Source organism: Candidatus Lokiarchaeum ossiferum (assembly GCA_025839675.1).
GTDB lineage: Archaea > Asgardarchaeota > Lokiarchaeia > Sigyniarchaeales > Promethearchaeaceae > Lokiarchaeum > Lokiarchaeum ossiferum.
Genome location: CP104013.1, coordinates 4,075,087 through 4,101,611, shown reverse-complemented (window position 1 = coordinate 4,101,611; position 26,525 = coordinate 4,075,087). Strand labels below are relative to the sequence as shown.

General features: G+C 33.7%; 22 protein-coding genes and 1 pseudogene. 13 read left to right on the top strand and 10 right to left on the bottom strand.

Features of this window, described 5'->3' with window-relative positions:
* Positions 1 to 29: 29 nt before the first annotated feature.
* Positions 30 to 1,523 carry a hypothetical protein gene (locus tag NEF87_RS17400; protein WP_457916841.1) on the top strand — a complete coding sequence of 498 codons (1,494 nt, stop codon included), beginning with the start codon at positions 30 to 32 and terminating at the stop codon, positions 1,521 to 1,523.
* A gap of 33 nt (positions 1,524 to 1,556) precedes the next feature.
* On the opposite strand, the gene NEF87_RS17395 is transcribed toward NEF87_RS17400, so the two are convergent.
* Both NEF87_RS17395 and NEF87_RS17390 read right to left on the bottom strand, forming a co-directional pair.
* Positions 1,557 to 1,775 (bottom strand): hypothetical protein, encoded by a 219-nt coding sequence (locus tag NEF87_RS17395; protein ID WP_457916840.1) that lies wholly within the window; start codon positions 1,773 to 1,775, stop codon positions 1,557 to 1,559.
* Positions 1,776 to 1,798: 23 nt separating this feature from the next.
* Positions 1,799 to 2,884 carry an isocitrate/isopropylmalate dehydrogenase family protein gene (locus tag NEF87_RS17390; RefSeq protein ID WP_457916839.1) on the bottom strand — a complete coding sequence of 362 codons (1,086 nt, stop codon included), beginning with the start codon at positions 2,882 to 2,884 and terminating at the stop codon, positions 1,799 to 1,801.
* A 101-nt stretch (positions 2,885 to 2,985) separates the two neighbouring features.
* Between NEF87_RS17390 and NEF87_RS17385 the strand changes: the two genes are divergently transcribed.
* The 4 genes from NEF87_RS17385 to NEF87_RS17370 all read left to right on the top strand — a co-directional run bounded on the left by NEF87_RS17385 (position 2,986) and on the right by NEF87_RS17370 (position 7,896).
* A complete protein-coding gene (locus NEF87_RS17385) occupies positions 2,986 to 5,442 on the top strand; it encodes a beta-galactosidase (protein WP_457916838.1) in 2,457 nt (818 codons plus the stop codon).
* 1 nt (position 5,443) lies between these two features.
* A complete protein-coding gene (locus NEF87_RS17380; RefSeq protein WP_371802707.1) occupies positions 5,444 to 5,803 on the top strand; it encodes a hypothetical protein in 360 nt (119 codons plus the stop codon).
* Between the two features lie 62 nt (positions 5,804 to 5,865).
* Complete coding sequence (locus NEF87_RS17375; protein ID WP_457916837.1) at positions 5,866 to 7,695, top strand: PAS domain-containing sensor histidine kinase; 1,830 nt, start codon at positions 5,866 to 5,868, stop codon at positions 7,693 to 7,695.
* A gap of 45 nt (positions 7,696 to 7,740) precedes the next feature.
* Complete coding sequence (locus NEF87_RS17370) at positions 7,741 to 7,896, top strand: hypothetical protein (protein ID WP_457916836.1); 156 nt, start codon at positions 7,741 to 7,743, stop codon at positions 7,894 to 7,896.
* 8 nt (positions 7,897 to 7,904) lie between these two features.
* Here the strand turns inward: NEF87_RS17370 and NEF87_RS17365 are convergent, their stop codons facing one another.
* Entirely contained in the window at positions 7,905 to 8,450 is a 546-nt protein-coding gene (locus NEF87_RS17365; protein WP_371802704.1) for a hypothetical protein, read from the bottom strand.
* Positions 8,451 to 8,534: 84 nt separating this feature from the next.
* Here NEF87_RS17365 and NEF87_RS17360 point away from each other — a divergent pair, with 84 nt between their 5' ends.
* A complete protein-coding gene (locus tag NEF87_RS17360) occupies positions 8,535 to 9,260 on the top strand; it encodes a hypothetical protein (protein ID WP_457916835.1) in 726 nt (241 codons plus the stop codon).
* Between the two features lie 36 nt (positions 9,261 to 9,296).
* Here NEF87_RS17360 and NEF87_RS17355 read toward each other — a convergent pair whose 3' ends face one another.
* Together NEF87_RS17355 and NEF87_RS17350 are read right to left on the bottom strand one after the other, a co-directional pair.
* Positions 9,297 to 10,004, bottom strand: coding sequence for a hypothetical protein (locus NEF87_RS17355; protein WP_457916834.1), 708 nt, complete (start codon positions 10,002 to 10,004; stop codon positions 9,297 to 9,299).
* Positions 10,005 to 10,273: 269 nt separating this feature from the next.
* Complete coding sequence (locus NEF87_RS17350; RefSeq protein WP_457916833.1) at positions 10,274 to 11,323, bottom strand: threonine aldolase family protein; 1,050 nt, start codon at positions 11,321 to 11,323, stop codon at positions 10,274 to 10,276.
* A gap of 130 nt (positions 11,324 to 11,453) precedes the next feature.
* Between NEF87_RS17350 and NEF87_RS17345 the strand changes: the two genes are divergently transcribed.
* Complete coding sequence (locus tag NEF87_RS17345) at positions 11,454 to 14,351, top strand: hypothetical protein (protein ID WP_457916832.1); 2,898 nt, start codon at positions 11,454 to 11,456, stop codon at positions 14,349 to 14,351.
* A 49-nt stretch (positions 14,352 to 14,400) separates the two neighbouring features.
* Here the strand turns inward: NEF87_RS17345 and NEF87_RS17340 are convergent, their stop codons facing one another.
* A complete protein-coding gene (locus NEF87_RS17340) occupies positions 14,401 to 16,101 on the bottom strand; it encodes a C13 family peptidase (RefSeq protein WP_457916831.1) in 1,701 nt (566 codons plus the stop codon).
* Positions 16,102 to 16,328: 227 nt separating this feature from the next.
* Between NEF87_RS17340 and NEF87_RS17335 the strand changes: the two genes are divergently transcribed.
* The gene (locus tag NEF87_RS17335; RefSeq protein ID WP_457916830.1) at positions 16,329 to 17,747 is read left to right on the top strand and encodes an MFS transporter; all 1,419 of its coding nucleotides are present in this window, start codon (positions 16,329 to 16,331) and stop codon (positions 17,745 to 17,747) included.
* A 71-nt stretch (positions 17,748 to 17,818) separates the two neighbouring features.
* Here NEF87_RS17335 and NEF87_RS17330 read toward each other — a convergent pair whose 3' ends face one another.
* Complete coding sequence (locus NEF87_RS17330) at positions 17,819 to 18,565, bottom strand: DNA-methyltransferase (RefSeq protein ID WP_457916829.1); 747 nt, start codon at positions 18,563 to 18,565, stop codon at positions 17,819 to 17,821.
* Between the two features lie 229 nt (positions 18,566 to 18,794).
* Between NEF87_RS17330 and NEF87_RS17325 the strand changes: the two genes are divergently transcribed.
* Entirely contained in the window at positions 18,795 to 20,624 is a 1,830-nt protein-coding gene (locus tag NEF87_RS17325; RefSeq protein ID WP_457916828.1) for a hypothetical protein, read from the top strand.
* 44 nt (positions 20,625 to 20,668) lie between these two features.
* Here NEF87_RS17325 and NEF87_RS17320 read toward each other — a convergent pair whose 3' ends face one another.
* Together NEF87_RS17320 and NEF87_RS17315 are read right to left on the bottom strand one after the other, a co-directional pair.
* Positions 20,669 to 20,983, bottom strand: coding sequence for an AMP-binding enzyme (locus NEF87_RS17320; protein ID WP_371806858.1), 315 nt, complete (start codon positions 20,981 to 20,983; stop codon positions 20,669 to 20,671).
* Positions 20,984 to 21,175: 192 nt separating this feature from the next.
* Positions 21,176 to 22,309: pseudogene (locus NEF87_RS17315) on the bottom strand (AMP-binding protein); the annotation flags it as partial.
* 581 nt (positions 22,310 to 22,890) lie between these two features.
* On the opposite strand from NEF87_RS17315, the gene NEF87_RS17310 reads away from it, so the two are divergent.
* From NEF87_RS17310 to NEF87_RS17295, 4 genes are all read left to right on the top strand, one after another.
* Positions 22,891 to 24,060, top strand: a complete 1,170-nt coding sequence (locus NEF87_RS17310) for an ATP-grasp domain-containing protein (protein WP_457916827.1) — start codon at positions 22,891 to 22,893, stop codon at positions 24,058 to 24,060.
* A gap of 44 nt (positions 24,061 to 24,104) precedes the next feature.
* A complete protein-coding gene (locus NEF87_RS17305) occupies positions 24,105 to 24,680 on the top strand; it encodes a GNAT family N-acetyltransferase (protein ID WP_457916826.1) in 576 nt (191 codons plus the stop codon).
* A gap of 168 nt (positions 24,681 to 24,848) precedes the next feature.
* Positions 24,849 to 25,454: a XylR N-terminal domain-containing protein gene (locus tag NEF87_RS17300; RefSeq protein ID WP_457916825.1), complete on the top strand. Its 606-nt coding sequence runs from the start codon at positions 24,849 to 24,851 to the stop codon at positions 25,452 to 25,454.
* A gap of 11 nt (positions 25,455 to 25,465) precedes the next feature.
* On the top strand, positions 25,466 to 25,657 hold the full coding sequence (locus NEF87_RS17295) for a hypothetical protein (RefSeq protein WP_457916824.1): 192 nt from the start codon (positions 25,466 to 25,468) through the stop codon (positions 25,655 to 25,657).
* Between the two features lie 27 nt (positions 25,658 to 25,684).
* On the opposite strand, the gene NEF87_RS17290 is transcribed toward NEF87_RS17295, so the two are convergent.
* On the bottom strand, positions 25,685 to 26,506 hold the full coding sequence (locus tag NEF87_RS17290; RefSeq protein WP_371802664.1) for a CBS domain-containing protein: 822 nt from the start codon (positions 26,504 to 26,506) through the stop codon (positions 25,685 to 25,687).
* Positions 26,507 to 26,525: the final 19 nt, after the last annotated feature.

Genomic DNA, 26,525 nt, shown 5'->3' with positions numbered 1-26,525 from the left:
TTGCTTCTAAGACATTTATTTGCTTATAGATGTCCCAATCATTTGTTATTGGCTTTGATCAAGCTCATAAAGAAAGAGGAAAAATTACAAATTCACTCTCCAAACTTGCTGAATTATTGGATTCAAATGGGTATAAATGCGAAAATTATGCAGAATTTCCAATTACAACAGAAAATTTATCACCTTATGATATTGTTGTTTTTGCGTGTCCTGATAATTCTCGATTAAGTAGGCAGGAAATAGAATCTATCAAGAAATGGGTTAAAAAAGGAGGAAGTTTATTACTTTTAAGCCATGCTGGTGGAGATAAAGGGCGGAGATCCAATTTAAGCGAACTCGCAGAAGAATTTGGAATGATTTTTGAAAATAACCAAGTATTAGATAAAGCAAGTAACTTAGGGGTTGAAAACCTTCCTACTATTACAGATTTTGGATTTCCCCACCCAATTACAGAGGGAATATCAGATATTTGTTTTCGCGCAGGCTGTAGTTTAACAATTTCAAGTGCGACAGTCACACCTGTATTTTCATCTGGTCCAAATGCAGAGCCTTTTGAAAGTCCTTTGATGTTGGCGTGTGAATTAGGGGAAGGGAGAATAGTATCCATAGGAAGTTATGAAATGTTCAGGGATAAAATCATGGGAGGAATAAATTATGGAAGTCATTCTCAATTAGCAATGAATGTCTTTTCTTGGTTAAGAACCTCTAAACGAACCCAAATTGATTCTCAATCCCAATTAAATGTTACTGCAGAAGATGGGATCCCAGATGCAAGTAGAAATGATCAAGGAAGACCTGCGATTCACACAACTATTCCAGAAATTACATATTCTTCGACAGTCAAAATTAAAACCGATGAAGAGTTGTTTAAAGCCTTTGAAGATATGTTAACGGAAATGATATCATTTAAAGAACGAATGCTCTCTGAATTTGATAATTTACAAACGAATATGGCAAATTTGATGCGAGTTGTAATTGCAAAAGAAGAGGATTTAATTCACACTCAGACGTATTCTGAACCTCCGGCAGCTCAACCACCTCAAACATCCCCTACACAAGTATCCTCTGGAAATAATCCTCTGGATAATATTATGGCAAGTATTTCATCATTGGGTGACAACGAAACAAAAAATGCAACTCCCGCAAATTTTAATCCGCCTCCAACTTTAGCACCACCTCCAAATTTGGAGCCTAGTTATGTAGCAGACCAAAATCAATCTATTTCAGCACCTTCTGATTATTCTTCTAGAATTGAACCCACCAGCACAGATCCTATAGAAGTGAAACCCAAAAAAACTGTACCTCCAGCGACCCAAAAAACCAAGGAAGAATTAAAAGCCGAACATGAAAGTTTAGAGAATAAACTTAATAGTATTCGCAATCTAAGTGCATTTGTTGAAAAGAAATTTGCCTCAGGAAATTTAACTCAGAAGAACTATGAAAAACAACTGAAAAAACTCGAGAGCGATTCCAAAAAAACAAGATATCGAATTGATGAAATTGAAAAATTACTTAAAAAATAAGAAGTGTTTTTCTTTTTTCCGTAAATCTTCTTTCTAATTTTCTTTAAATACCATTCGGGAGACATTTACTCCCCGTTCCTTCATATCTTCATCAAGATACACAATCGCATAGTGACCTTCATGAGGATAAACTAAAGGATAAGGCCATTTATCGGCGGATTTCTTGAAATCGTTGCAAAAATCTTCAGGGAGCGCGACGGAGACGGTTTTCTTACATATATCGCAATAAAATCGAATAGTTGTAGGTGGCATTTACTTATCATCTACTTGTTTTTTTAAACCTTTAAACGTTTTTGTAGAAGAGCGAGGATTAAATCTCCCATTTCTTGGGTATTTAAAGTTTTAAAATGAGAATTAGCGGAATAAACGAGAGGCAAAATGTCTAAAGTCCTTCCAATGCCCAAACTTTCCACTATTGAATCTTCTATCAAAGTTCCTAAATGATCATCCTGAAAGGATTCTTCCAACATTAACTTCACTGATAATATTGTCCCAATAGGATTAGCGATTCCTTGTCCTGCAATATCAGGGGCAGAGCCATGGATTGGTTCATACATTGAAATACCATCTGGATTAATATTGCCACTGGCAGCCATCCCCAAAGATCCAATCAAGTATGCTGCTTCATCACTGATAATATCCCCGAACATATTCTCGGTAACTACTGTCTGTACAGTATAAGGTTTTCGTATCAACCATTGACAAAAGGCATCCACATAAAAATTCTTTTGAGTCAAGGAGGGATAATTTTGACCAATGTCTTGATAAATCTCTCGCCAAAACTGACTACATTCTAATAAATTAGCCTTATCAACACTTATGACTTCAGAATGTCCTTTTCGCATAGCATACTCAAAACCATATTTTATCAGACGTTCTACCGCTGTTCGTGAGTATCGCATAAGATTCTCTGCAGAATTGATATCCTTTTTTCCAATTTTTGCATATAAACCCTCAGTATTTTCCCGAATAGTGGTAATATCAATTCCATTTTGTATATATTCTTCTTTCAAAGGACATTTATCCCGTAAGGGCTCATACAATTTTGCAGGTCGAAGATTTACATACTGATTTAAACCATGGCGAATTTTTAGAATCGCTGTTTCAGCGACTCCTAATGGCAGATCAGGAAGACCAATAGCCCCAAATAGAATCGCATCACTAGTTTTCATCAAATCAAATGATTTTGTGGGAAGGTTCGTGCCTGTATCTTTTAATACTTGTCCACCCAAGGGAGTTTCTACAAAATCAAAAGAATAATCAGAATATTTTTCGAGAAGTTTCAATATTTTAATTCCTTCATTGACAACTTCTGGTCCTACTCCATCACCTTTCGCAATCGCAATAATCTTTCGAGGCATATTTTTTTTATTGATGTTAAATCATAAGAATTTTTGTGTGATCTATTTGAATTCATTCCCAAAGCTTTTTAGAATCGGAAAATCATTAAATAAAATAATCAATGGATGAATCGATTGTTGAAGTTTCGCAAAAAACTATTTATATTGGGGGAAAACCAGTCTTTCTTCTCTCCGCAGAAATGCATTATTACGAGATAAGCGCAGATTTATGGCAAGAAAATATATCTAAACTTAAAAATGGTGGCTATAATGCAATTTCGATATTTATTCCATGGGCTTTTCATGAGACTGAAGAAGGAAAGATCGATTTTAATTCCCCAAAAAAAAATATTGCTCAACTTTTTGATATTTGTAAAGCAAATGAAATGTATATCTTGATTCGACCAGGGCCAAGAAATACACACCATGGAAAATTCGAATATCTTCCCAAGTGGTTATTTACTAACTATCCTGAAATAATTGATCTTGATGTAAATGGAACCCAAGCTGTTTTTGGGGAAAATAAAAAACCGATTGTTGCCCCTCTCCATCCTAAATATATGGAAAAAGTCAAAACTTGGTACGAAATAATCAATCGATTTGTCCAGAAGTATCAATTTCCTCAAGGTAATATCATTTTATATCAAATTGATGATGAATTCACTTTCAACGTGGAAAGCCAATACTTTTCTTTCGGTTTTCATCCGATTTATAATGAATTCTACCAAAACTTTCTTAAAAAGAAATATCTCCTTGTTCAAGCATTAAACGAGATTTATGGAGAACACTACCTTACCTTTGAAGAGATAAATCCACCTTACCCCCCAAAACAAAACTACACACATGAATATTCTTTCGAACTCCTTCCATTTTTAGATTGGTTAGAATTTAAAGAATGGGTTATTTCAGAATTTATTAGTATTTTGGTTGAATTTGTGCGAGATAATGAAATTTTTATTCCAATTTATTTGAATATCAATTCTTACAAATCACCAATAAATACCCAACATCAATTGACTCATAATAATGTATTATACGAAGGCTCTAATGTCGTCATCGGATTTAATTTTCTTCCAGAAGTTTTTCATTCCCAAGTGAATGTGAATTGTTTTACAAGTTGGCATATTGAATGGTTAAAAAGTCATTTTCACAACCCTCCGTTTATTGCCAAATTTCAAGAATACTCGGAAAAGCGCCCCTATAAACAATTGAATACACATACATTATTTCAATTATCATTAGCCCATGGAATTAGAGCCATTTCTTCAAATATAAAGAATGATAGTACTCTTAATGGACCAATTCAAATAGCTCGAAGTTTAGAAGTTAAAAAACTACACAATTTCATCAAAACAAATGAAAATGTCATCCGGTCATTAGTAAAATCCTATGATGCTCTCAGCGTTGCTTATTATCATCCATATACAAGATTAAAATCAAAAGGCGATATTTTTAATTCCTTGAATTTTGGGTTCTCTATGGATTATGAACAACTCAAAATAAACTACAAAAACTATTTACAATTACTCACGAAATATTTCATTCATTATGATGTTATTGATCTGCATCAAATTACTGGGGTTGAAATGGCAGAGAAACCCTACATTATGTTGTATTACTTAGGTTGGATGGAACATGAAACAATGGTTTTACTCCAAGAATATGTAGAAAATGGAGGAAAAATTATTTCATTTGGTGATATTCCGATGTATAACGAGTATTTTGAGGAAGATCGAACACTGTATTCCCTCTATTTTGCCAAGGCAAAAGAAGAATTGAATATAACTGATGTTATTTGGATTGGTAGAGAACATTCAGAAACGATCCTCCATATAAATAAGTTATATTCATACAACTTAGAATTCATCCAAAATGCCCAAATACTGGCACATTCTGATGATGGAAAGAGAATTCATGCCTTTTCTCGGCATTATAAGATGGGAAAAGTGATCCATTCAGGGATTATGGTTTCTTCACATATAGATTCGGTAGATATGCTCAGTAAATTATTTGAAGATATTAATTTTCCCACAAAAAATGTTTCTGCATCTGGAGAATGTGTGGTAATCCAAAACCTCGCCCCTAATGAAGAACGGCTCATTACTGTTGGAAATTTGAACCCAAATCCCCAAAATAACATTTCATTTAATCTCTATAATCCGAAGGGGAAAAAATTTGCAAAGAACTTAGAAATTGATAATATTTCGATTCCTCCCAATATATTTTCAACATGGCATGCATTTATGAGATTATCTCCAAATCTAGTAATTCAATATTGTACAGCAGAAGTGCATGAGTATGTAAAAACTGAAGGAACTCAAAAATTACGCTTACTTTTCCCAATTCTGAAAAACTCCCTAGAACCACACTTTTTAGGAAAAATTTCGCTAATGTATCTCAAAGGAGAAATGAAGATTGAACCGATTAAAGGGGATGTAAGATCAACTTTCAGTGCTGCAAATGATGAAAAATTTAACTACTGTATGATTGAATTTAGTGACTCAGTTGCTTTTATGATACATTATTTACAAATAACTTACACATTCGAAATTGAAAAGGAAACGATTGAAGGAATATAACATGAGTTTAACAGGAAAAATGACAGATAGAGAATTGACTGAGAGACTGCTTAAAGTCTCCAAAGCCGATATGGAAAAATTCCATAACCAAAGAATGAAACAATACCGAACCAGTTTTTTTTTGGCCATTGGATGTGGAATCATTGGAGTAATAGTGTATTTTGTATTTGCAAATATCCGTTGGATTTCAGCAGTTTTTGCAGTAATCGGATTTCTCATTTTAGGATATTCAGGATTTGAACGGGAAAAATGGAAGCGATTATATGGCAAAATGGTGTATTTAAAGCAATCGCGTGAAGAATCCTTACAAAAACAAGAAGAAAGTAAGAATCCCTACAATAATAAATTTTCAAATAAATAGCAAGTGGGATCGTGTTCTAGTAAAAAAAATTTTTAGGTTAATCATGCTTTAGAAAGATGAGCATGGATATAGAAGATTATCATCAAAATATGAAACAAATTAAATTAATTTGTGAAGATCTCCCTTTCCCAATATTGATAGTAGATAGTGGGGAACACTGTATTTTCATTAATCATCATTTCACAAATGTCATAAAGTATTCATTAGATGATATTCCAATACTTCAAACATGGAATTCCATCGCTTTATTAGAGCAAAATAGTGACATTAAGGCATTTAAACATTCACAGAAATACAAACCACCTCATAATAAGTTAAAAATTCTCAAAATTCGCTGTAAAGATCAAAGAATTCGGAATTTTATTATTCAAAATGTGGAAATTTTCAAAGAATTTACAATCTTCTTTTTCATTGATCCTGCGCTATTACTGGAAATTGAAATGAAAACGTCATTGACTGAGGCATATTTACATAAAATGATAGAAGAATTTCCACTTCCCATCGTACTTACGGATAAAGAAGATGTTGTTGAATATATAAATCCCGCTTTTTCAAAAATGTTTGGTTATACACAGGAAGATATCAAGTCTAACGATGATTGGGGGAGACTTGCCTATCCCGATCCAGCCTACTTTGAAAAAATTAGAAATCAACGTGAATATTTGGATTTAAATAATGCTCGAATTCGTGAAAGATTGGTGAATTGCAAAGATGGAAGTAAAAAATACATAATCAATCAAGATATTTTCATCGACAACAAACGTGAATTGACCATTTCTTTAGATATTACAAAATTACGACGAATTGAAGAAGCAAAAAAGCAACAGGATATTTTATTTGAGCAAATGATTGAAAATGCGCAGGATATAATTGTTCTACTCACTTTGGAAGGTATTATAATCTCAATAAATCCTGCCTGCAATAATATTCTCCAATATTCACAAAAAGAAATGATAGGAAAAAATAGCAATGATTTTGTTTCTGAAAAACATCGAAATTTCACTGATCAACAAGCCTTGGCAAAGATTCAAGGAAAAAAGAAAAAAACCAGATATTCGGTAGATATGATCAGAAAAGATGGCTCCATTTGCAATATGGAAGTATCTTCAAACATCATTTATAAGGATAATCAACCTCATCGGATTCAAGCAATATTGCGAGATGTAACAGAACTACGAAAAATTTCAGCGGAGTCTCATCGTAATGAACGAGTCGAGTCCATCTCATTACTTGCGGGAGGTATCGCTCACGACTTTAACAATATATTATCAGCAATACTCGGCAATATTAATCTACTCCAAATTGAATCAGATGAACAAGAAAAAATTGAAATCATTAATGATTTAGAAAATGCGACTCTACAAGCCAGAAATCTAACTCAACAATTGCTAAGCTTTTCCAAGGGAGGAACCCCGATAAAAAATGTTAGTTCACTTGAAGACCTTGTCGTTAAATCAGCACATTTTGTCTTGCGAGGAACAAATATTCAAAGTGAAATTAACTTATGTGAAAATCTTCCTCAAATATCATTTGATGAAGGGCAAATTTACCAAGTCTTAAATAACATACTCATCAATGCAATTCAAGCGATGGAAAATGGTGGAATGATAACTTTAAGTACAGAAAGAGTTACAATAGATAAAAATAACTATTTTCCCATCCCAGAAGGTGAATATGCATTAATTAAAATTAAGGACATGGGCATTGGAATCTCCCCCGAGGAACAAAAAAGGATTTTTGATCCATATTTCACAACAAAAGCGACAGGGTCGGGTTTAGGACTGACATCATGCTATTCCATCATAAAAAATCACAATGGATATCTCACATTTGAATCAGAACTAAATCGGGGGACAACATTTTTTATCTATCTTCCAATAGTTCTCGTGTGAAACGGAATGTTTATAAATCTGTATTGAAGTTATAATAGCAAGACAATGGGATTTATCCGAAGGATTGTAGCGAAAATTAAAAAAAGCACAGGAATTCATCATAAAACAGTTTTAAATGAAAAAGAAAATCAGTTAAACGTGGATAAGCATAATGCCGCATCTAACCTTTTAATAAATAAATCTGGCGGGCAACCATGGTAACTTTTTTTCTACTTTGAAAAATTGAAATAGACACTATTTTTTCCACTGATGATTGAATCTTCCAATATTTCATATTTAAAATGATCTTTGAAGATTTTTTGCATGACAATGCTTGAAAATTGTGACCATTGAATTCCCGACGTATGAGAAGCTTGGAATTTACCTTGTTGTTTATTAAGGTCAAACTCAAGGTGATCAAACCACATAGCACCAGAAGCTCCCAGAAATTTGGATATAACTTGGTTAAATATTTCATCGGAGAAGTGCTTGATGTGGGTTTTAAATAGAAATTGAAAATATTCAATAATATTTGTAGCTACATCTTTAGCAATTTCACTTTGTTGTTCCTTATTCAAGTACGAAAGCGTTTTTATCAATATTTCCTTTGGAAAAATAATCATGTTCAAATTACGGGAGGTAAAAAGGACTTCAATCCATTCTATTAGAGCTTTTTTTCCCAATTGATTGGAAGTCTCATTTCGTTGTTGGGCAATGAGATCGAATTTATCCATGATTTTTTCTGGAAGTCGAATTCCGAGAAGCCGGCCAACCATACTACAAATAAGTCTTAGCAATATTTAAATGTTGTAACAAGTGTAACAAGTGTAACAGATCGAATTTGATCTGAAGTGATACATATGGCTTTATCAATGGCAGAAATTGGAGAAATAACCTTTAACATCATATATTTGACGTTCATTTGGATGTTTGTTGTCAAAATGTTTTTGAAACGAAAAAATGTCCAAAAAGAAGATTGGAAAATTGCATCACTCATGATGCTAGGCTTCTTTTTATTAGCCTTTGGAGATACCGGACATGTTGGATTTCGAGTAGTTGCTTATGCCTTAGGAGGATTAGAAAATAATGCAACTTTAGTGGGTTTGGGCGCGTTAAGTACGGCCATTACTGTTGGGATCCTTTATATGATAATTTTGGAAGTTTGGCGAATTCAATTTAACAAACCACGAGATATCCTATATTATATTTTAATGGGAGTAGGAATTATTCGGTTGATTTTATTTGTCTTTCCTCAAAATGAATGGGGAAATGTAGTTCCACCTCTTGGATTTGGATTAGCCCGTAATATTCCGTTAATGATCCAAGGGTTAGGCGTTGCAATTTTAATACTTCGAGATGCAAAAGCCGAAGGGAATGCAACTTTCAAAAATTTAGCTTATTGCATTTTCGTATCCTATCTGTTTTATACGCCAGTGATCTTATTCGTTCGGAGTGTTCCCGCACTTGGAATGCTGATGATTCCAAAAACCATGGCATATATGGCGATGGCATGGATTGTCTATAAAGCATATTTTTCAATTAGCTCTGAAAAATCCATCACTGCCACTCCTTTTATTGAAAAATAATATCTTTTTTGTTTTTTCTTTAATTAAAAAATAAGCTTAAGTACATAAATTTCTTCCATTATTTATTTGGGAATATCTACACCTAGGTTGCAGTGAACAAAAATCACATCGTCTTTTATGATCTAATCTAAATGGTTCATTCCTAACACCTATCATGAATGACAAAGATTTCATAGGGATCATTAACATAGATTCCTTCAAACTTACACCTATTTGTTCAGGATGCAATAAATCAAAGAAAAATTTATGATCAGAGACATCCCAATCCGATTCACCTGGGCAAAGTAGAATGGAATTAAATTTTCCTTCTCGTTTTATCTTTAATTGGGTCTGAGAAAAAAAAGTTTCACGAACTTGATCTACTAAAAAACTTGCAATGCTTTCTAATATAACTGCCTCAAAAATATTACCTGATTGAGTAAATTTGTTGATTTCCTCATCAAATTTCGGTCCAATAGTACAAATTCCTAAGAGAACTTTTGAAGCTTCTCCCATAACTTCTTTTACTGGCCCTCCACCGATTTTGACGCCACTTTCTAATAAAAAACCGGTTGGAGTAAGGTCCTTAACCGGAAAAAGATCCCAAATTAACTGAGGTTCAAATAATTGAAACAAATTAGATTGAATTTCGCAGAAAATTTGACTAAATTTAGGTTTTTTCAATAATTGGGAAAAGTTATTTCCTAAAATTTTCAGCAATTCCTCTTGATTTAAAGTCAAATTAAAATTTCTTTCAATCGGCATTACTTTTATCACGGTATTGCCAATAAATAAAAGATACGTTTTAAACAAAAACACCAAAGCTGTTGTTCAATACGATAAATTAAAATCTTTATATAAAGCAGTATCAAATAGGATTCAAGGAAAAAGATCAGAAAATCCTTTTAAACTTATGAAACGACTCACAAAGTGAAGTCAGTTAAGATTCAAAGAGATTACCAGAAATTGAACAATTTATATTTGTGAAATTTAATAATTCGGATAAATAAAAAAAAACTTAATAATCACATTGATTAAAGAACACTTTTTCTTATTACATCAGAAATAATTTGGGCACTGTATTCGATATCATCTTGATTAATTCCAGAATGTGTTACTATTCGAATGCGTTGTCCCATTGCATGAGTTCTAATGCCAGCACTCTCCAATGAATGCTCGAGTTTAGGCATGTCTAAGTGAGTGGGTACTTCAACCATCAAAATATTTGTATCCGGTTCAGGAATGTTGATCGGTAAATCCATCCCAGATAAAATGGTCCCAAGATTTTTGGCTAATTGGTTATCTACACTAAGTCGATCAATCCATTTTTGTTCTAAAGCTACCACACCCATAGAAGCGATGATTCCAGCTTGACGCCAGCCCCCACCTAACATTTTCCGCCATTTAATTGCGGAATCAATAAATTCATGAGACCCCGCAATAATGGAACCGATTGGGCAAGATAAACCCTTAGACAAACAAAATTGAACACTATCTACAAATTTTGTATACTCTTTCACATCAATTTTACGAGCAATAGCAGCATTAAAGATTCGAGCACCATCAACATGTAATTTTAGGTGATTCTGATCTGCAAAATCTCGCGTTTCCTTGAATAAAGACGTGGGCAAGGCAATCCCTCCATAATAATTTTGACTATTTTCTAGACAAATCATAGAAGTTATGGGTTGATGTATATCATCATGGGGACGGATAAGAGATTGAAGATTGTTGGGATTAAACATGCCTTTATTTGAGGGAAAAGTTCGCACCATGAGTCCTCCCATACGAGCAGCACCACCGACCTCCCATTTATAAATATGAGATTGTTCATCCACTAAAATTTCTTCTCCGGGAGTGGTTTGGGCTAAAAGGGAGATTAAATTCCCTTGGGTTCCAGAAGTAACAAAGAGGGCGGCATCTTTTCCTACCACTTTAGCGGCTTTAGCTTCCAATTCTAAGACAGTTGGATCATCTCGTTCAACATCATCCCCCAATTTACTATTATCCATGGATTTTATAACTTCCCACATTTCAGGACTGGGTTTTGTGACTGTGTCGGATCGAAAATCAATGATTCGCATATATAATAGTAATTTTGGATTGCATTTGAGATTTTTTTTGGAATTTTTCTTAAAACCTATGTTTGAATTCAAAAACTCCTCACAATGATCAGTTGTGAATTAAGAACCATCTGTGAAATTTGAAGTTGAAATGAAGGATAATATGAATTCCATGAATAATCGAAAGATAATCGCAGTTCTAATGATATTTTTAGTAAGTAATTCAGTGAATCAAGGATTTTTTAATCTAAATTCTCGAAATCTTCAAGAAGCAACTGATTTACAAAATCAACCTTCACCAGCCACGGCACCAAATATTGAGATAATTGATCCTTTAAATAATATAGAAATTCAATCACAATCAGATATTTCATTTATTGTTGAAACTATAGACGGTACAGTAGATACCGTATGGTATAATTGGGATGAAGCAGCAGATATAGTTATTAACGGAGGATCTCCTTACACAATAACATGTCCAGAACTGGAAGATGGATTTCATACTTTAATTATTCATGCAAATAATTCTAATGGAGAAACACGAACTTTTGAAAAACAATGGATTATAGATGACACTAAACCTCAAATTCTGTTTTTGAAAGATTTGGAAACAAAAAATGGAAACATTTTTGAGTTCGTTGTAGTTGAAAACAATTCGATCAATTCCGTCTATTATCATTGGGATAGCACCTCCGATCTTCCCTTATCCGGACCTCTATATTCGCTCATTGTTCCTGATCTATCTGAAGGACATCACACCTTTAATATTATCGCTACCGACAATGCTTCAAATTCCAATAGCATTCAATCCTACGATGTAATTATTGATGAAACAGCGCCAATAATTACACGATATTCGGGTCTTACAATTCAAAATACCGAGATCATAAACTTAGACATTTCTGATACCAACACATTAGATCACTGTTATTATAATTGGAATGATGGTTCAAATAATTCATTGGAATATCCTTTCAATATCACAGCAAGCGGATTATCGGAAGGTAGTAATGAACTGAACCTCTTTGCTTATGATATTGCGGGTAATTTGCAAACAGAATTGTTTTCCTTCTCAGTTGATGATGCACCATCAATTGTACTCCACACCCCAACGAACAATTCCGAAATAAAATCATCACAAATTTTGAATTTCGATGTTACAGACCTACAATCTATTGAATCTGTATTTTTTAATTGGGATGATGGAGCAAATATTACGCTGAACGTACCGTATAACATAACCATTGGAATAATTTTGGATGGGCTTCATAAATTGAATATCTATGCGAATGATACAGCAGGCAAACTTCGTCATAATTGTTACTTCTTTACTATAGACGATACCAAACCCACGATTCAGCTGATGAATCTTGAAATGGCCATGGAATTGCAAGTTGGAGCAGTTTTTAATTTAAATATCTCTGAACTCAACTCAATTCACACGATTCTATACACTTGGGATGGGTATCCAGAATTTTCAAATTCCCTAATTTCTCCTTATGAAATCAAAGTTCCTTCACTCTCTGATGGAGAAAATATACTAATTGTTAATGCCCAAGATAAAGCAGGAAACTTGGAAACGCAATCATTTGAATTCATAATTGATAATCAGAATCCAGCGATTACCCTTCTTAGTCCAAAAGAAGGAAGGGGAATCTCACCTGGAGATATTATAGATTTACAGATAACAGATGAAAATACCGTCAATCAGGTGAACTATAATTGGAATGGTGGTAGCAATTCAACATTGAATTCACCCTATAACATTATTTTCGTGGATCAAGGAACAAATGAAATTATATTAAATGTGTATGCAGAAGATCTTGCGGGAAATAGAATTTCCACAGCCTATAATTTTTCTATTGATGATACAATACCAACTATTCAAATGATCATGCCTCAAACACCATATATATACCAATCAGGAACATTAATAGAACTAACTATTAGCGATCCTTTATTGGAAGCGGTTTGGTATCATTGGGATGATGAAAACGTGATATATGGGTGGAGTTCACCTTATGTGACTAATTTACCTCTCGAAGATGGTGTTCATCGATTATACGTATCCGCCAATGATACTCTTGGAAATACAGCACATCAAATTTTTGAATTCATAGCGGATAATTCAGCACCAAATATTACTTTAACGAATCCAACTTTAGGAGGTGCACTTGGTCAAGGAGACTATGCAACTTTTTTTGTACAAGATCAGAATGACCTTGTACAAGTGCTATACAATTGGAATAATGGAACAAATATAACTATAAATGCACCTTATGCAATATTAGTAGATAATATCACCGAGGGTTCAAATAATTTGTTGGTTTTTGCTCAAGATCAAGCAAATAATTGGGCTAATGTGACCTTTGAAATATTTATTGATACTACAGCTCCACTCATTTCCTTAATGACTATTCAAAATAACGCTATTCTCCAACCTTTCACAATTATTGCAGTTAGCATCATTGAACCTTATTTACAAAATGTGAGCTATGCATGGGATAATAGCACTGAAATACCCTGGCAAGGCAACTATCAAACCTTAACCCCTATGGAAGAAGGACTCCATGTTCTCCATGTTTATGCATGGGATCAAACTGGAAACGAAGCATATAAATCTTTCAATATCACTTCTGACAATACTCCCCCAACGATCTCCCTCACTTCCTCAAAAACTCGTTTAACAAAGAATTCTTCGATAATTTTGAGCATTATAGATAATTTTGCCTTGGCTGCGGTACATTATAACTGGGATAATGGAGAAAATGTTACCTTAAATGGAACTTATCAAGTATTTTTACCCGTGAAATCAGGAAGTCATACCCTTCAAGTATATGCCCAAGATGAAGCGGGAAATTGGGTTGTTAGTGAATATTCCTTCACAACTAAGGTAAGTGTTGTTGTCTGGATCTCTCTAGGAGTCTCAGTTGCAGGAGGAATTGGAGGGGGAACTTTCTTTCTCTTAAAAAAGAAGAAAAAAGATGTTGTAGATCAAGAAAAATTGCAAGATTGGTTCAAAGATCATGGTTATAAACTATCTGACTAATTAATTTGCTTAAAAAAAAACCCTTTAGAGCCAATAGAACCTTTCAACTTTATTTTTTCTTCTTTGTCCAAATGAGTAATGTTCCAAACATGAAAACTCCAATTCCTACTGCCGCCCCAATAAGATAAGGCATGTAATCAAAATTTAAAATTGATCCATTCTGAAAGTTGATGAATACGGAGGATTGCTGTCTATTCCCCGCCAAATCATACGCAATTGCAGTTAAATTATGGATCCCATCTTTCATTTTGAAAGTATCCAAGCTGTGAGTTTCCACTGGATACGGTAAGTAGGAAGGCATTTCAAAAGTCTCCAAGATTTTTCCATCCAATACAATTTGAATTTGATCTAAAGCTTGATCATCTTCTCCTTCTACAGTAATATTAAGTAAACCTTGAATTGCAAGATCAGAGAGAGGATTTAGAATTTTGACGGTAGGAGGGATTAAATCCAAGGGAGCTTCACCATTTTCGTTTATAACAACTGAGGAGACTAATGGTTTTGCGACTTGACCACTTTTAGATTTGGCTTCATATAAGATTTTGTAGGTTCCATTTCCTTGTCCAAAAATACTGGGATTTTTTGGAATATAGATTGACGTTGAATAATTTTTTCCGCCGTTTATTCCAGGTTCAGGTTTAAGGGTGAGATCGAAAGATTCCAAACTAGGAAAATCACTTTCAGTAAAGTAGGCAATTCCGTCATCATCGACATGAGGTGTGGGCCACTCCCACCACTCTGGAAAAATACGAGCTTTTACAAACTCTATTTCAGTATTGTTATCAAGTATTGTCCAAAGATGCAATTCTTCCATACCTTCAGGGATGTATGTTCGAAGACTACATTTATCAAGAACCACGAATTCTGGATGCAAATTTGTTTTTCCAAGTGTAATTTGTAAAGCATCCCAGCCATCCCCTCCGTTTGGTAAACTATGGAAATACGAATTCACTTCATGGCCAATTTCATCACAGTTATCATCAATCAAGGGTGTTTGTTCCGAATTGATACCCAATAAATCTACGCAATCAGTGGCGTACACAAAGCAATTCCCTAACAGGTCTCCATTTGAAAGGGCTGTCCAAAAATGTTCTGAGAATAATCCATGAGAATCATCGGAATTTTCAAAGGCTCTATTATCAATATCAGTTGAAGTTATAATTATCCGCCCTTCCTTACTTAAAGGATCTATGAACGATCCAGAATGACATGCATCATAAATAACCACAGATCTTTCCATATCTGAAATCCATTCAAGACTACTCAGATAAGAATCCAATTGAGTATCTGACAAATCAGCTCCTGGAAGAGCCATTTTATTGTATCCCCCATGACTTAAAAGATAGATCCCAAGACCTTTGTTTTCATTTACTTTCAAAGATGCCCAATTGATCACTGCATACTCAATATTAATTCGAGTAGAAACATCATCAGCATTGGGTGGGAGTGAACCATCCCAATTTCCTGCTAGGAAGTATATATCGTCATGGGAGTACCCTAAATTAATTAATTTATTATAAACATCTATGCAGCCTTGTTCAAGACAGTAATATAAATCGTGATCTGATTCTCGATCGCCCGCAACAATAATCCACGCTCCGATATTTAGAGTATAGAAATCGGCAGATTGAGGTTGATTTGGAAAAAGAATTTCATCTTTGTGGTTATTTGTAGTAATAGCACCCAAAATATTGAGAGAGTTAAAGATTAACATAAGTAATAAGGTTTTTTTCAATCTTGCGACATTCATTTTTACATTTCACGTTTCAATATTTCATTTCTAAATTAATAAATCAATTGTTGAGGCAATTATATATATCCAAAAAAATCAACTTATTTTTGTGATTGTAAAACGTTTCGTAAAAGAAAGAAGAAATCTTTATATATTTGTAAAACATTATTTTAAAAAAACTAAAGAAATTTGTTAATTTTGTTTTACAAATTTATTTTTTAAAAAAATCACCCGGAGAAAATAAAATGCAATCAACAACATCAACACAAGGAGGACAACCAATTCAGGAAGAAAATGTCCCCATATTATCTAGAATAGCAGTTACTGCGGCAGATGGTGGCGTGGGGATCATAATGGGGATCATCAGCGCAACCTTGTCCTACTATTTTACAACTAATCGAGGTTTAAGCTTAACAAATGCTGGAATCGTATGGATCCTTTTTGGTATTTGGAATGCAGTCAACGATCCAATTTATGGATACATTACTGATCGAACTAAAAGCAAATTGGGACGTAGAATTCCATATGTTAGATATGGAGCACCCTTAATTACAATTTCATATATAGCATGCTGGATAAATTGGCCGGTAACAGACAATCAGACAATACTCTTCATTCATTTCTTAATTGCCCTATTCTTCTATGATACATTCTATACTGCAGTTGCTTCTGCCCTTTATGTTCTTCCATTTGAAATGGCGGTATCTAATAAAGCTCGAGGTTCGATTTTTATTTGGAAAGTACTCTTTTCAGTGATTGGAATGGCATTTCCATTAGTGGTGCTCGGATTTCGTCCGGGAGCTAATGATGATACGACTCCATTTGTCACTTTTCAAATAATACTCGCAGTTATTGTTGGTCTGATTGTCTTTGCGAGTAGCTATATTGTTAAAGAAAACCACTATACTCAAGAAGAAGAGCAACCTCCATTTTTCAAAGCCTTGCTCTCCAGTTTTAAAAATAAATCCTTTCTGATCTTTGAAGTACTCTCTTTTACCGTAATTTATGTCCAATCGGCTTTGTTCATGGGTCTTGGTTATTACATGGAAGAAGTAACTAATGTCAACGTTATTCCATTAATTGTAGCGATGTTGATTAGCACGATTGGTACTCTAATTATATTAGTGACTCGACATGAAACTTGGGGTGTGAAAAAATTAATGCAAGGATGCTTGTTGGGAATATCTGTCGGTGCAATTACTCTTTCATTCTTAGGAAAAAATCAAATTTTTGCAACAATCGCCTTCTTTTTGATAGGATTAGGTGTCGCCGCCGGTTTTTATCTAATTCAGATTCAATTTGGAGATGTAATTGATTATGATGAGATTCAAACTGGTTTACGACGAGAAGGAGTGTATGCTGGAGTGAACTCTTTGGTGACTAAACCAGCATTTAGTTTCGCGAATTCGATTTTCCTTTGGGTAATAGCTTACTATGGATATGATACAACCTTAGATAAAGGATTACAGACTGGTTCTGCAGAGACAGGAATTTTATTAGGATGGATGTTAGTGCCCGGAATTCTTCTCTTTATCTCCTTTTTGATTATGTTTCTCTATCCTTTAGCTGGACCAAAATGGAAAGAACAAAAAGAAAAACTTTCAAAAATCCATCATGAAAAAGAAAAAGAATACCTTGCCAAGTTAGGGTACAAATCCGAATAATTAATATCTATCCCGACCAAATTACTCTCTCTTTTTTTCATGTATTTTATGTATTTAGCCCCAATTTTAATCTATTTGGTAATATTTTTGAGTGCATCTTCAATTCGTGATTTTATTAGGTAATAATAGTCATCATTTATCTCAGTAGCATTCCAATCTAAATTATAGTTGATGCATGCAAGTATTTCACTTCCACTACCCCCAAATGGGATAAAAACACACCCTTGCTCTGGTGAAAATATTTTAACAATTCGATTACAAATTTTTAAGGGTTTTTGAGTAGGATGAATTGTTTTTTCTTTAGAATTATGAGGTAACGCAGAGATATCAACCCATGCATCAGTCAACCCTACACCTTTCTCTAACCTACCACCTTTTTTATACTCACTCCGATGGCTTAAATGTTTTTGAGGAGGAACTTTAGCGTTCTCAGAATTATAAAAATATGAATCAGATTTACTATACCACAGAATTGGCTCATATCCGCTTGCAAGGGTTTTACCACGAGTCATATCCATCATTCTCCGCCTAACCCAAATGATCGATCTTTGTTCTGTTAAATATTTATCCAAAATCAGTTTGATATGATGATGAAACTGCCTTTTACAATACAAAATTAAATTTCCTGAGGGTTTGAGTAATCTTGCAAACTCTATTATTCTGATTTCTAACCATTTTAAATATTCATCATCGTTTTGCCATTGATTATCCCATTCATTTTCTACACAATTATTATAGGGGGGATCTGCTAAGATTAAATCATATTTTTCATCTTCGATAGATTTCATGAAATCGTAGCAATCCATTTTTTTTAGCATTTTCTTATGCTAATATATGAAAACTAATTTAAAAAAACACCCAAATTATCAAATTTTCTCTGAAAATTGCAACTTTAACCTAAAATTCACTTTTTTTCAACTGATCTCGAGGTTAACAAGTTGAGATCTTTTTTCCCATGATTTATTTTTTTTCTGAATGAATTTTTTCAAGAATCTTTCTAAGAGGTTAAGTTCAACTTTGGAAAATTGTTTAGTTCAATGACGAACTATGGCTCAGACTTCCGATGAAAATAAGGCTTCTCAAAAACTTAAGAAAGAAAAGAAGCCTATTTTGAAGTCACTAACGAATTTATTCAAATCTAAACCAAAAATTCTTCCCAAAATTGGAGGGCATTTAGGAATTACCACGGAACAACTGGGGTGGAATGAAAAAACTTATGCTCATTGGTATAAAATTTTTGTTAAATTTGCAACCAAATCGGAGAAGAATGACAAGGAAGCCACGCTAGCGTTTTATCGGGAAATTCAAACAAATGTGCTCCAAAATTCACAATATATTGCCTTCTTTTGGAATGAGATTTGGGAAGGGAGATTAAATCCTTATCCTGAAGTTCAAAAAATTTGTTATAAGTTTGTGTATCAATTTGTTGATGAGAATTTAGATTATTTTATGCAACATTCAGAAACCATATTTGATGAATTGGATAATTCCAATGAAAAACGACATAAATTTGGAAAACATGTCTGTGAAATCACTTTTAAAATCAAACCAGAATGGCATAAGAAATATTTCCGTAAAATCAATCAAATTTTAACCAACCAAGTCGATTATTTGAAAATTACACCCTTTGAACACTTTGATGGAAAATCTCCTAAAAAATCTAAGAAAAAGCGAAAATCCAAGCATAAAAGTAAAGACGCAGCAAATCAATCTCAAGGGATCTCTCAGTCTCAGCTTCCACCCGGATTTCAGTGTTACTTTTTTCTTTGGGTGGAACTAATAGAGAAATACCCTGACTTGATCAATCAATTTTGGGACGACATCCAGATGTGGTTGACGTTTTATGAGTTATTTGCTTTGAAGCGAGAAAAAGAGCAGAATGATCCTAACTTAGCACCAATACCTAAAACACTCTTGGAATACCAGTTAGATATTATTTTAGACTGGATTCATAATCTTCTCTATGGAGAAAATCTTCCATCAGACTTCCAACAACCTTGTGACAAAATTGCTCGAGAATTACTCACTAAATTAGCCCAGATCTTAATTTCAGGATCCCCTAGTGGTAAGGAGCGGTATATAGAACATATTTTGAATATTATTTCCGTTTATATACAAAAAAATCCTGAAACTCTCAAGGATTATCCCTTGGTCTCCACGTGGCTCCATCAAGATCAGTGCCCAAGATTTCCAGCAATTATCTATGAGCTTGTTTTTGAAATGATTATCAGATCCAACAACATTGCTTTAGCAGATACATATTTCATGGATTTTTTAACTCATTTAAGCTACGGAGCTTCCCTTACAATCAAAAAATCTCTAAAAATGTTATATTTTCTTCACAATTCCTTTAATTATTTCAATGAAGCAGTAAGGTTTGGATATTTAGTCAGTACTTTAGATCAAGAAAATCCAGAGATTCAAGAACACACCCGATACATCATTTTTACAGTTGTAAAAAAGAATCCGCAATTATTAGAATATATCAAAGGTAAAATGGAACAATGTTTAAAATCGAATTCCAAAGAAATTCATGAATTGGGTATATTCTTTTTACAAACTCTAAATGAGGTACTTCTAATTCATCAAGGAACTGAGATCGTCGATTTTTTATTCCAACATTTTGAATCAGTTTTAACTCAACCCTATGAGAATCATCAAGTACAGTACTTAATGGCACATTTTTTCCAGATATTAAGTAAAAATCACCTATACCTAATTGAAACTTATCGTAGTTGGTTTGAAAGTCTCATTGATTATTACTCCTTCGATTTTGAGCTCAAAAATATTTATTCCAAAATTAGAATGAAGATTATACGAATTGAAATCAAATCAACAAGTAAATTGGAAAGCAAGGATAAGGAAGAAGAAACATAACAAGTATAAAATGATTATTTTAAAAAAAAATTGAAAAAATTGTTTTATTCACTTTTCTTGAACATCGGGTCTGCTTCTTGCAAAGTTCGACGCATAATTTTTCCAACGTTTGATTTTGGAACTTCATCAATAATTTCCACATATTTTGGACATTTCCAGCGTGTCATATTCTCTTCAGTCCAAGCTTTAATTTCTTCTCCAGTAATTGTACCTCTAAATTCTGGTTTCAAAGCAACCCAAGCTTTTACTGCTTCACCCGTTTTAGGATCAGGTAATCCAGCGACCGCAACCTCGAGAACTTTTTCGTGAGAACCAATTAATGATTCCACTTCCTTTGGAAATACGGAATGACCTGCCATTTTAATCAATTGCTTCTTTCGATCTCGAATCGCAATTCGGCCGTACTCATCCATAAAACCAATATCACCAGTTAATAGCCATTTGCGACCATCGTATTCTTTAATCGTTTCTTTGGTTCGTTCAGGATTTTGCCAATAACCTTTCATAACTTGAGGACCGGCAACGCAAATTTCTCCAGTACCAGCTTCTTCTCCGAGGCCATTGATAATCCCTTTTGAAAAATCTTCCGCATCAAAAATAGCCCAATCAGTACCAGGTGCTGGAACACCAATATATCCAGGTTCACGTTCGCCATAAAAATTATTACAGCTTGCAACAGGTGAACACTCAGAAAGTCCATATCCTTCAGTAATTTTTGCACCAGTATTCTTTTCATAAGGAATCCGCACATATTCATGAAGCGGTCCAGCTCCACTAATGCATAATTTCAAATGACCTTTCAAAGGATATTTTTCTAATACCGCATGATCGATTTCAGCAATCCTTTGGAATAAAATTTCGGCAGCACAATATATATAGCCATTATAATCGGGTAATTCATGAATTTCCTTCAATAATTCTTCGGTGGGTGGAGGCTTTGCAAACAGCATTTGCCAGCCACCAACGGCCATTGAAATATTCATGACTGTTGTCATAGCAAAACTGTGATATAATGGTAGACAACCAACCATACCCGTTCGATGACCAAGAGGAGCTTCAGTACTACCTTCTTCTCGTTGATTGATTAAAATTTCCTTACATTGAAATGCATTTGCAACGACATTCATGTGAGTTAACTCAGCCGCTTTTGGCACACCTGTTGTACCGCCAGTCATGATCAAAGTGGCAGCATCGTTTTCACAATCAATTTCCACATTTGGTACATTTGGGGCAGTTTTTAAGCATTCCATAAAAGAAATAGCATTGGGATGTTCTACCTTTGCTTTAGGAATCTTTTTCAATAACTTTCCGATAAATTTAATCACAGGAGACATACCAGAGGCGAGATCCACTAAATTAGTATAAATTATTTTATCGAAATCCCATTCATCTCGAAACTTTGATACATAATGAAAATAAAGTGCATCTAACACGATAATCACTTTAGCTCCAGTTAGTTTGCACTGGTGTAAGATTTCCATCGGTTTATACGTTGGGTTTATTCCAGTAACAATTGCTCCAATTTTAGCAATAGCAAAATAAGCCACTTCATATTGTATACAATTAGCTAAATGAATTGCTACAACATCTCCTTTTTTCACTCCAATCGAATGAAGATAGGTCGCCATTCGATCTACATAATTGCCAAATTCTTTATATGTTACCCAAGTCTTTAAAAACCACATTGCGGGGTCATTTGGCCATTTTTCAATAGCCCGATCCAGCATTCCTCCAACAGTCAAGGAATAATCATAATCTAATTGATGAGGTACTCCTTTTGGCCAAAATTTGCCATAAAAAGGACGACCTTCATCTACAGTATATTTAATTGTCATCTTATTCAGCACCTAAATTTATTATAACCATAACAATGTAACAATGCGTATTTGTTATATCATTTCAATTTTCTATTTTTGTCAATTTAAATCTTTATGTAGCTCTGTCGAAATTCCTAAAGAATGCATTAAGAAATGTCTTTTTTCCAAAAGAATTTCAAAGCTCAATGAAATAAAAGATCATTTCCCACTAAACTCTCAACCCAAATTAGAAAATATTTACCACATCTGTGCAAATTATTTAAATTATTCTCGGAATTAACTCAAAAACGTTTAAAAGTCAAAAATTGGATAGATATTTCAAAATTGTGATCTACAAACCAATTTTAAAAATTATTGATGTTAATAAAAAAAAGGATTTTTGATAAAATCCTTATAGTAATGATACAGAAATTTTTTTGCTAAGCGATGTTTCTTACTCGTAGGTAGCAATGATAATATTAGACAAACCTTTTGTTTCCAATTTCCTTGAAAATACCCTTATTGAAATGCAAGTGCCAGTTTTGAAAAATACAGCAATTCAAGACATGAAATTGAATTCCAAGATTAATTTTATGGAAGAATCTAAATTTATTGAAATGCTCAAAAAAAATCCCGCTCAACCTCTTTTCAGCAATTCGGAAAACTCCATCAATTGGATTAATAAAAACTTGGATTTTATGGACTTAAGTGAGAAAATTAATATATTTAAAGATAAGGTTATATTCAGAGAGAAAATGCAATCATATTTTCCAAATTTCTATTTCAAACAAATTAAATTAAGTGATCTTGAAAGTTTAAACCTCGAAGAAGTACCATTTCCATTCATTATTAAACCTTCAATTGGATTTTTTAGTTTGGGCGTATACGTTGTGCAAACTAGAGAAGAATGGCCAATAATAATCTCTTCAATTCGAGCAGAAATGGCCAACAACAAAGATGTTTTTCCAATTGAGGTCGTAAATTCAACCAATTTTATTATTGAAGAGATGATTGAAGGGGATGAATATGCCGTCGATGTCTATTTTAATGAAAAAGGGAAACCTTCGATACTTAATATACTAAAGCATTATTTCGCATCTCCAGAAGACACTTCCGATAGATTATACATAACATCGAAAGAAATAATAACTCAAAATCGGGAGACTTTTCTTAAAACTCTTCAGCAAATAGGAGAAGTCACATTGATCAAGAATTTTCCTATGCACATTGAATTTCGAGTTGATGAAAAAGGGAAAGTGGGGATTATTGAAGCTAATCCAATGCGGTTTGCAGGTTTGTGTGTCACCGACTTAGCTTATTTTGCTTGGGGAACTAATAATTACCAGATGTTCTTCGAAAGAAACACACCTAATTGGGAGCAAGTTACAGTAGGAAAGGAAAAAAAGACCTATGCGATGGTAGTTGGAGATATCCCAAAAGAAATCAAACGGGAGGATATTGCATCGATTGATTACGAAAAATTTGCTTCGAAATTCACTCATCCATTGGAGATTCGCCAAATGGATTATCGAAAATTTCCTTTGTTTGCAATTGCCTTTGTAGAATTTGATGAATCCACTAAAGATGAAATGCTTCGAATACTAAACGATGATTTAATCGATTGCATAATCTTAAAATAGGGAAAACTGAATTTTTTTATACTTTTTCTTCTGTATTCTCTATCATGTATTTTAAAAAAATGATTGGGAAATTGTGTTATCTTTCCCCTTGTAACGAGGAAGATGCTGAAAAATGGGCGACATGGTTCAATGATACGGAAACAACCATGCTCTTGGGCAATGAAGTATATTATCCTACATCAATCACAAATGAACAGAACTCGATTTCTCACATAATTAAGAATAACAAGCATATTTTTTCCATTATTGACTCTCAATCAAATACTGCCATCGGACGGGTCATGTTATTTGATATTGACCATGTTGATCGACGTGCCATGGTGGGAATTGCGATTGGAGAAAAAAATTGTTGGGGAAAAGGTTATGGGCAAGATGTTATGAATTTAATTCTGGATTATGCTTTTAATTTGCTAAATATTAATAATATCATGCTAGGAACCTTTGAATTTAATCAGCGAGCCATTGCATTATATAAAAAAGTCGGGTTCAAAGAGATAGGAAGACGACGCCAAGGTCGGATCATTGGTGGAAAAAAATTTGATGTCATTTTTATGGATCTACTAGCGGAAGAGTTTCAACCAGCCTATGTTAATTCAATTTTAGATAAGATTCAATCCTAAGGTTGAGGATCATCCCAAATTTTTTTTCCCAACATAATTGTCAGTATTGTCATCAGAGTTACAATTATAACATATTTTTTCATTTTTCATATTTTTTAGAAGACGAACCCATTTATTTTGATTTTGGGTTAATGTTATCAAACAAAGATATATCGTTTAGAGATGATAATGATGAAAGCTCAAGATTTTAATTTTGAAAAAGATCTCAAATTCAACATGGAAAAGGGAATGACAACATTTAAAGATACCAGATTGGTGATTTTTGATACAGAGGCTATTGGACTTCTCCGTAAAATGATCTTTGACGAGATTGGGAAGGAAAAAGCCCGGAAAATGTTTTTAAAATTTGGATATCAACATGGATATGCAGATTTTATGCAAATGGAATTAAATTATAAGTTTGATAGTGAAATAGATCTACTTGCCTCAGGTCCTGTTATTCATACATGGGAAGGTGTTGTTCAGGCAACTCCCAAGGAAGTGAAAATTGATCGTAAGAAAGGGGAGATTTACTTCACTGGAGTATGGAACAATTCCTATGAAGCAGAACAACACTTAATGAACTTTGGGGAAGATTCAGAGCCTGTTTGTTGGTCATTAATGGGTTATGCATCTGGATGGTGCAGTGCATTTATGGGGAAGAAAATTATCGCAATCGAACCTATATGTATGGGAAAAGGTGACGATCATTGCGAATGGGAAATTAAACCTGAAGAAGATTGGGGTGAAGAAGCTAAACCATACATCGAAGCATTAAAGGAGTTTAAAGTATAGGAGGTATGAAAATGGGTCAAAAATTAATGAAATATTATCAATATATCAAAGATGAAAAAGGATATGAAGGAAAAGTTGAACTGGCAAAGAAAACGATGATAAATTCGCTAATTGCTGCCAATGTAGAAGATTCTGATCAAAATATTGCTAAATTTAAAGAAGCTATTCAAAAAATTACTGGAAAAGCAGCTCCCATATATTGAAGGGGAAACTTTTTTTTCTTTTCGATCTTATTCTCCAACAAAAATAGGTAATACTGGAGATACATCGCAAGTCCGACAGATCCCATGCATATGCTGACTCGATTCGAGCTCTTTAGCATACACTTCGCAAAATTTACGAGTGGCTTCTTGAAGCTTGCAACGTAAATCAATGGAATTAAAATCACAGATCAATACTCCAGTAATTACTTTATCAGGTTCAAATAAAATACAGCGATTATCCTTAGTTAATTGAGCCATTTTGCCCGATTTTTTCAGAATTTCATCAGTCATCAAGGAAATCGAATTTAGCGCACCCCCATATATATCGATGAGATCCCGTTGGAGGGAGCTATCCACATTTTCTTCAAAAATGTATTGTGAAATAAAATTGCTTGTTTGATTATCCATGAAGAGCAGTACTTGAGGTTTGGCTGGTTTAAAATAAGTATTGTTCCAAATGAGCACATCTCGAGTACTCACCACGCCAACCGGAGTATTTTTATCAGAAATTAAAACCCGCTTATATTCATGTTTTGCCATAACATGAATAATTTTATCTACGGGTGTATCAATATCGACCATACGAATAGGTCCTTTCATAAGTTTCGATACAGGAATATCTTTGATACTTGGTAGATTTAGACCTTCAACTCTCATAAAATGAATAATATCAGATTGTGAAATGATAAAAAATTCATCGGTTGTCTTTTTATGAATAAACACTGCAGAGATATTATTGTCATATAATGATTTGACCACATCTTCAAAAGTAGCAGAATCAGACAACATGATCACATAAGGTGTCATTATTTCTTCGGCGGTAGCAGTATCAATATCATAATTTTCCATGCTTGAACAATTTAATTTC

Excerpts from the sequence above, each read along its gene's own strand:
- NEF87_RS17400 (WP_457916841.1), top strand. The coding sequence starts at position 30 with ATGTCCCAATCATTTGTTATTGGCTTTGATCAAGCTCATAAAGAAAGA.
- NEF87_RS17395 (WP_457916840.1), bottom strand. The coding sequence starts at position 1,775 with ATGCCACCTACAACTATTCGATTTTATTGCGATATATGTAAGAAAACC.
- NEF87_RS17390 (WP_457916839.1), bottom strand. The coding sequence starts at position 2,884 with ATGCCTCGAAAGATTATTGCGATTGCGAAAGGTGATGGAGTAGGACCA.
- NEF87_RS17385 (WP_457916838.1), top strand. The coding sequence starts at position 2,986 with ATGGATGAATCGATTGTTGAAGTTTCGCAAAAAACTATTTATATTGGG.
- NEF87_RS17380 (WP_371802707.1), top strand. The coding sequence starts at position 5,444 with ATGAGTTTAACAGGAAAAATGACAGATAGAGAATTGACTGAGAGACTG.
- NEF87_RS17375 (WP_457916837.1), top strand. The coding sequence starts at position 5,866 with ATGGATATAGAAGATTATCATCAAAATATGAAACAAATTAAATTAATT.
- NEF87_RS17370 (WP_457916836.1), top strand. The coding sequence starts at position 7,741 with ATGGGATTTATCCGAAGGATTGTAGCGAAAATTAAAAAAAGCACAGGA.
- NEF87_RS17365 (WP_371802704.1), bottom strand. The coding sequence starts at position 8,450 with ATGGTTGGCCGGCTTCTCGGAATTCGACTTCCAGAAAAAATCATGGAT.
- NEF87_RS17360 (WP_457916835.1), top strand. The coding sequence starts at position 8,535 with ATGGCTTTATCAATGGCAGAAATTGGAGAAATAACCTTTAACATCATA.
- NEF87_RS17355 (WP_457916834.1), bottom strand. The coding sequence starts at position 10,004 with ATGCCGATTGAAAGAAATTTTAATTTGACTTTAAATCAAGAGGAATTG.
- NEF87_RS17350 (WP_457916833.1), bottom strand. The coding sequence starts at position 11,323 with ATGCGAATCATTGATTTTCGATCCGACACAGTCACAAAACCCAGTCCT.
- NEF87_RS17345 (WP_457916832.1), top strand. The coding sequence starts at position 11,454 with ATGAAGGATAATATGAATTCCATGAATAATCGAAAGATAATCGCAGTT.
- NEF87_RS17340 (WP_457916831.1), bottom strand. The coding sequence starts at position 16,101 with ATGAATGTCGCAAGATTGAAAAAAACCTTATTACTTATGTTAATCTTT.
- NEF87_RS17335 (WP_457916830.1), top strand. The coding sequence starts at position 16,329 with ATGCAATCAACAACATCAACACAAGGAGGACAACCAATTCAGGAAGAA.
- NEF87_RS17330 (WP_457916829.1), bottom strand. The coding sequence starts at position 18,565 with ATGCTAAAAAAAATGGATTGCTACGATTTCATGAAATCTATCGAAGAT.
- NEF87_RS17325 (WP_457916828.1), top strand. The coding sequence starts at position 18,795 with ATGGCTCAGACTTCCGATGAAAATAAGGCTTCTCAAAAACTTAAGAAA.
- NEF87_RS17320 (WP_371806858.1), bottom strand. The coding sequence starts at position 20,983 with ATGGCAGGTCATTCCGTATTTCCAAAGGAAGTGGAATCATTAATTGGT.
- NEF87_RS17310 (WP_457916827.1), top strand. The coding sequence starts at position 22,891 with ATGATAATATTAGACAAACCTTTTGTTTCCAATTTCCTTGAAAATACC.
- NEF87_RS17305 (WP_457916826.1), top strand. The coding sequence starts at position 24,105 with ATGTATTTTAAAAAAATGATTGGGAAATTGTGTTATCTTTCCCCTTGT.
- NEF87_RS17300 (WP_457916825.1), top strand. The coding sequence starts at position 24,849 with ATGATGAAAGCTCAAGATTTTAATTTTGAAAAAGATCTCAAATTCAAC.
- NEF87_RS17295 (WP_457916824.1), top strand. The coding sequence starts at position 25,466 with ATGGGTCAAAAATTAATGAAATATTATCAATATATCAAAGATGAAAAA.
- NEF87_RS17290 (WP_371802664.1), bottom strand. The coding sequence starts at position 26,506 with ATGGAAAATTATGATATTGATACTGCTACCGCCGAAGAAATAATGACA.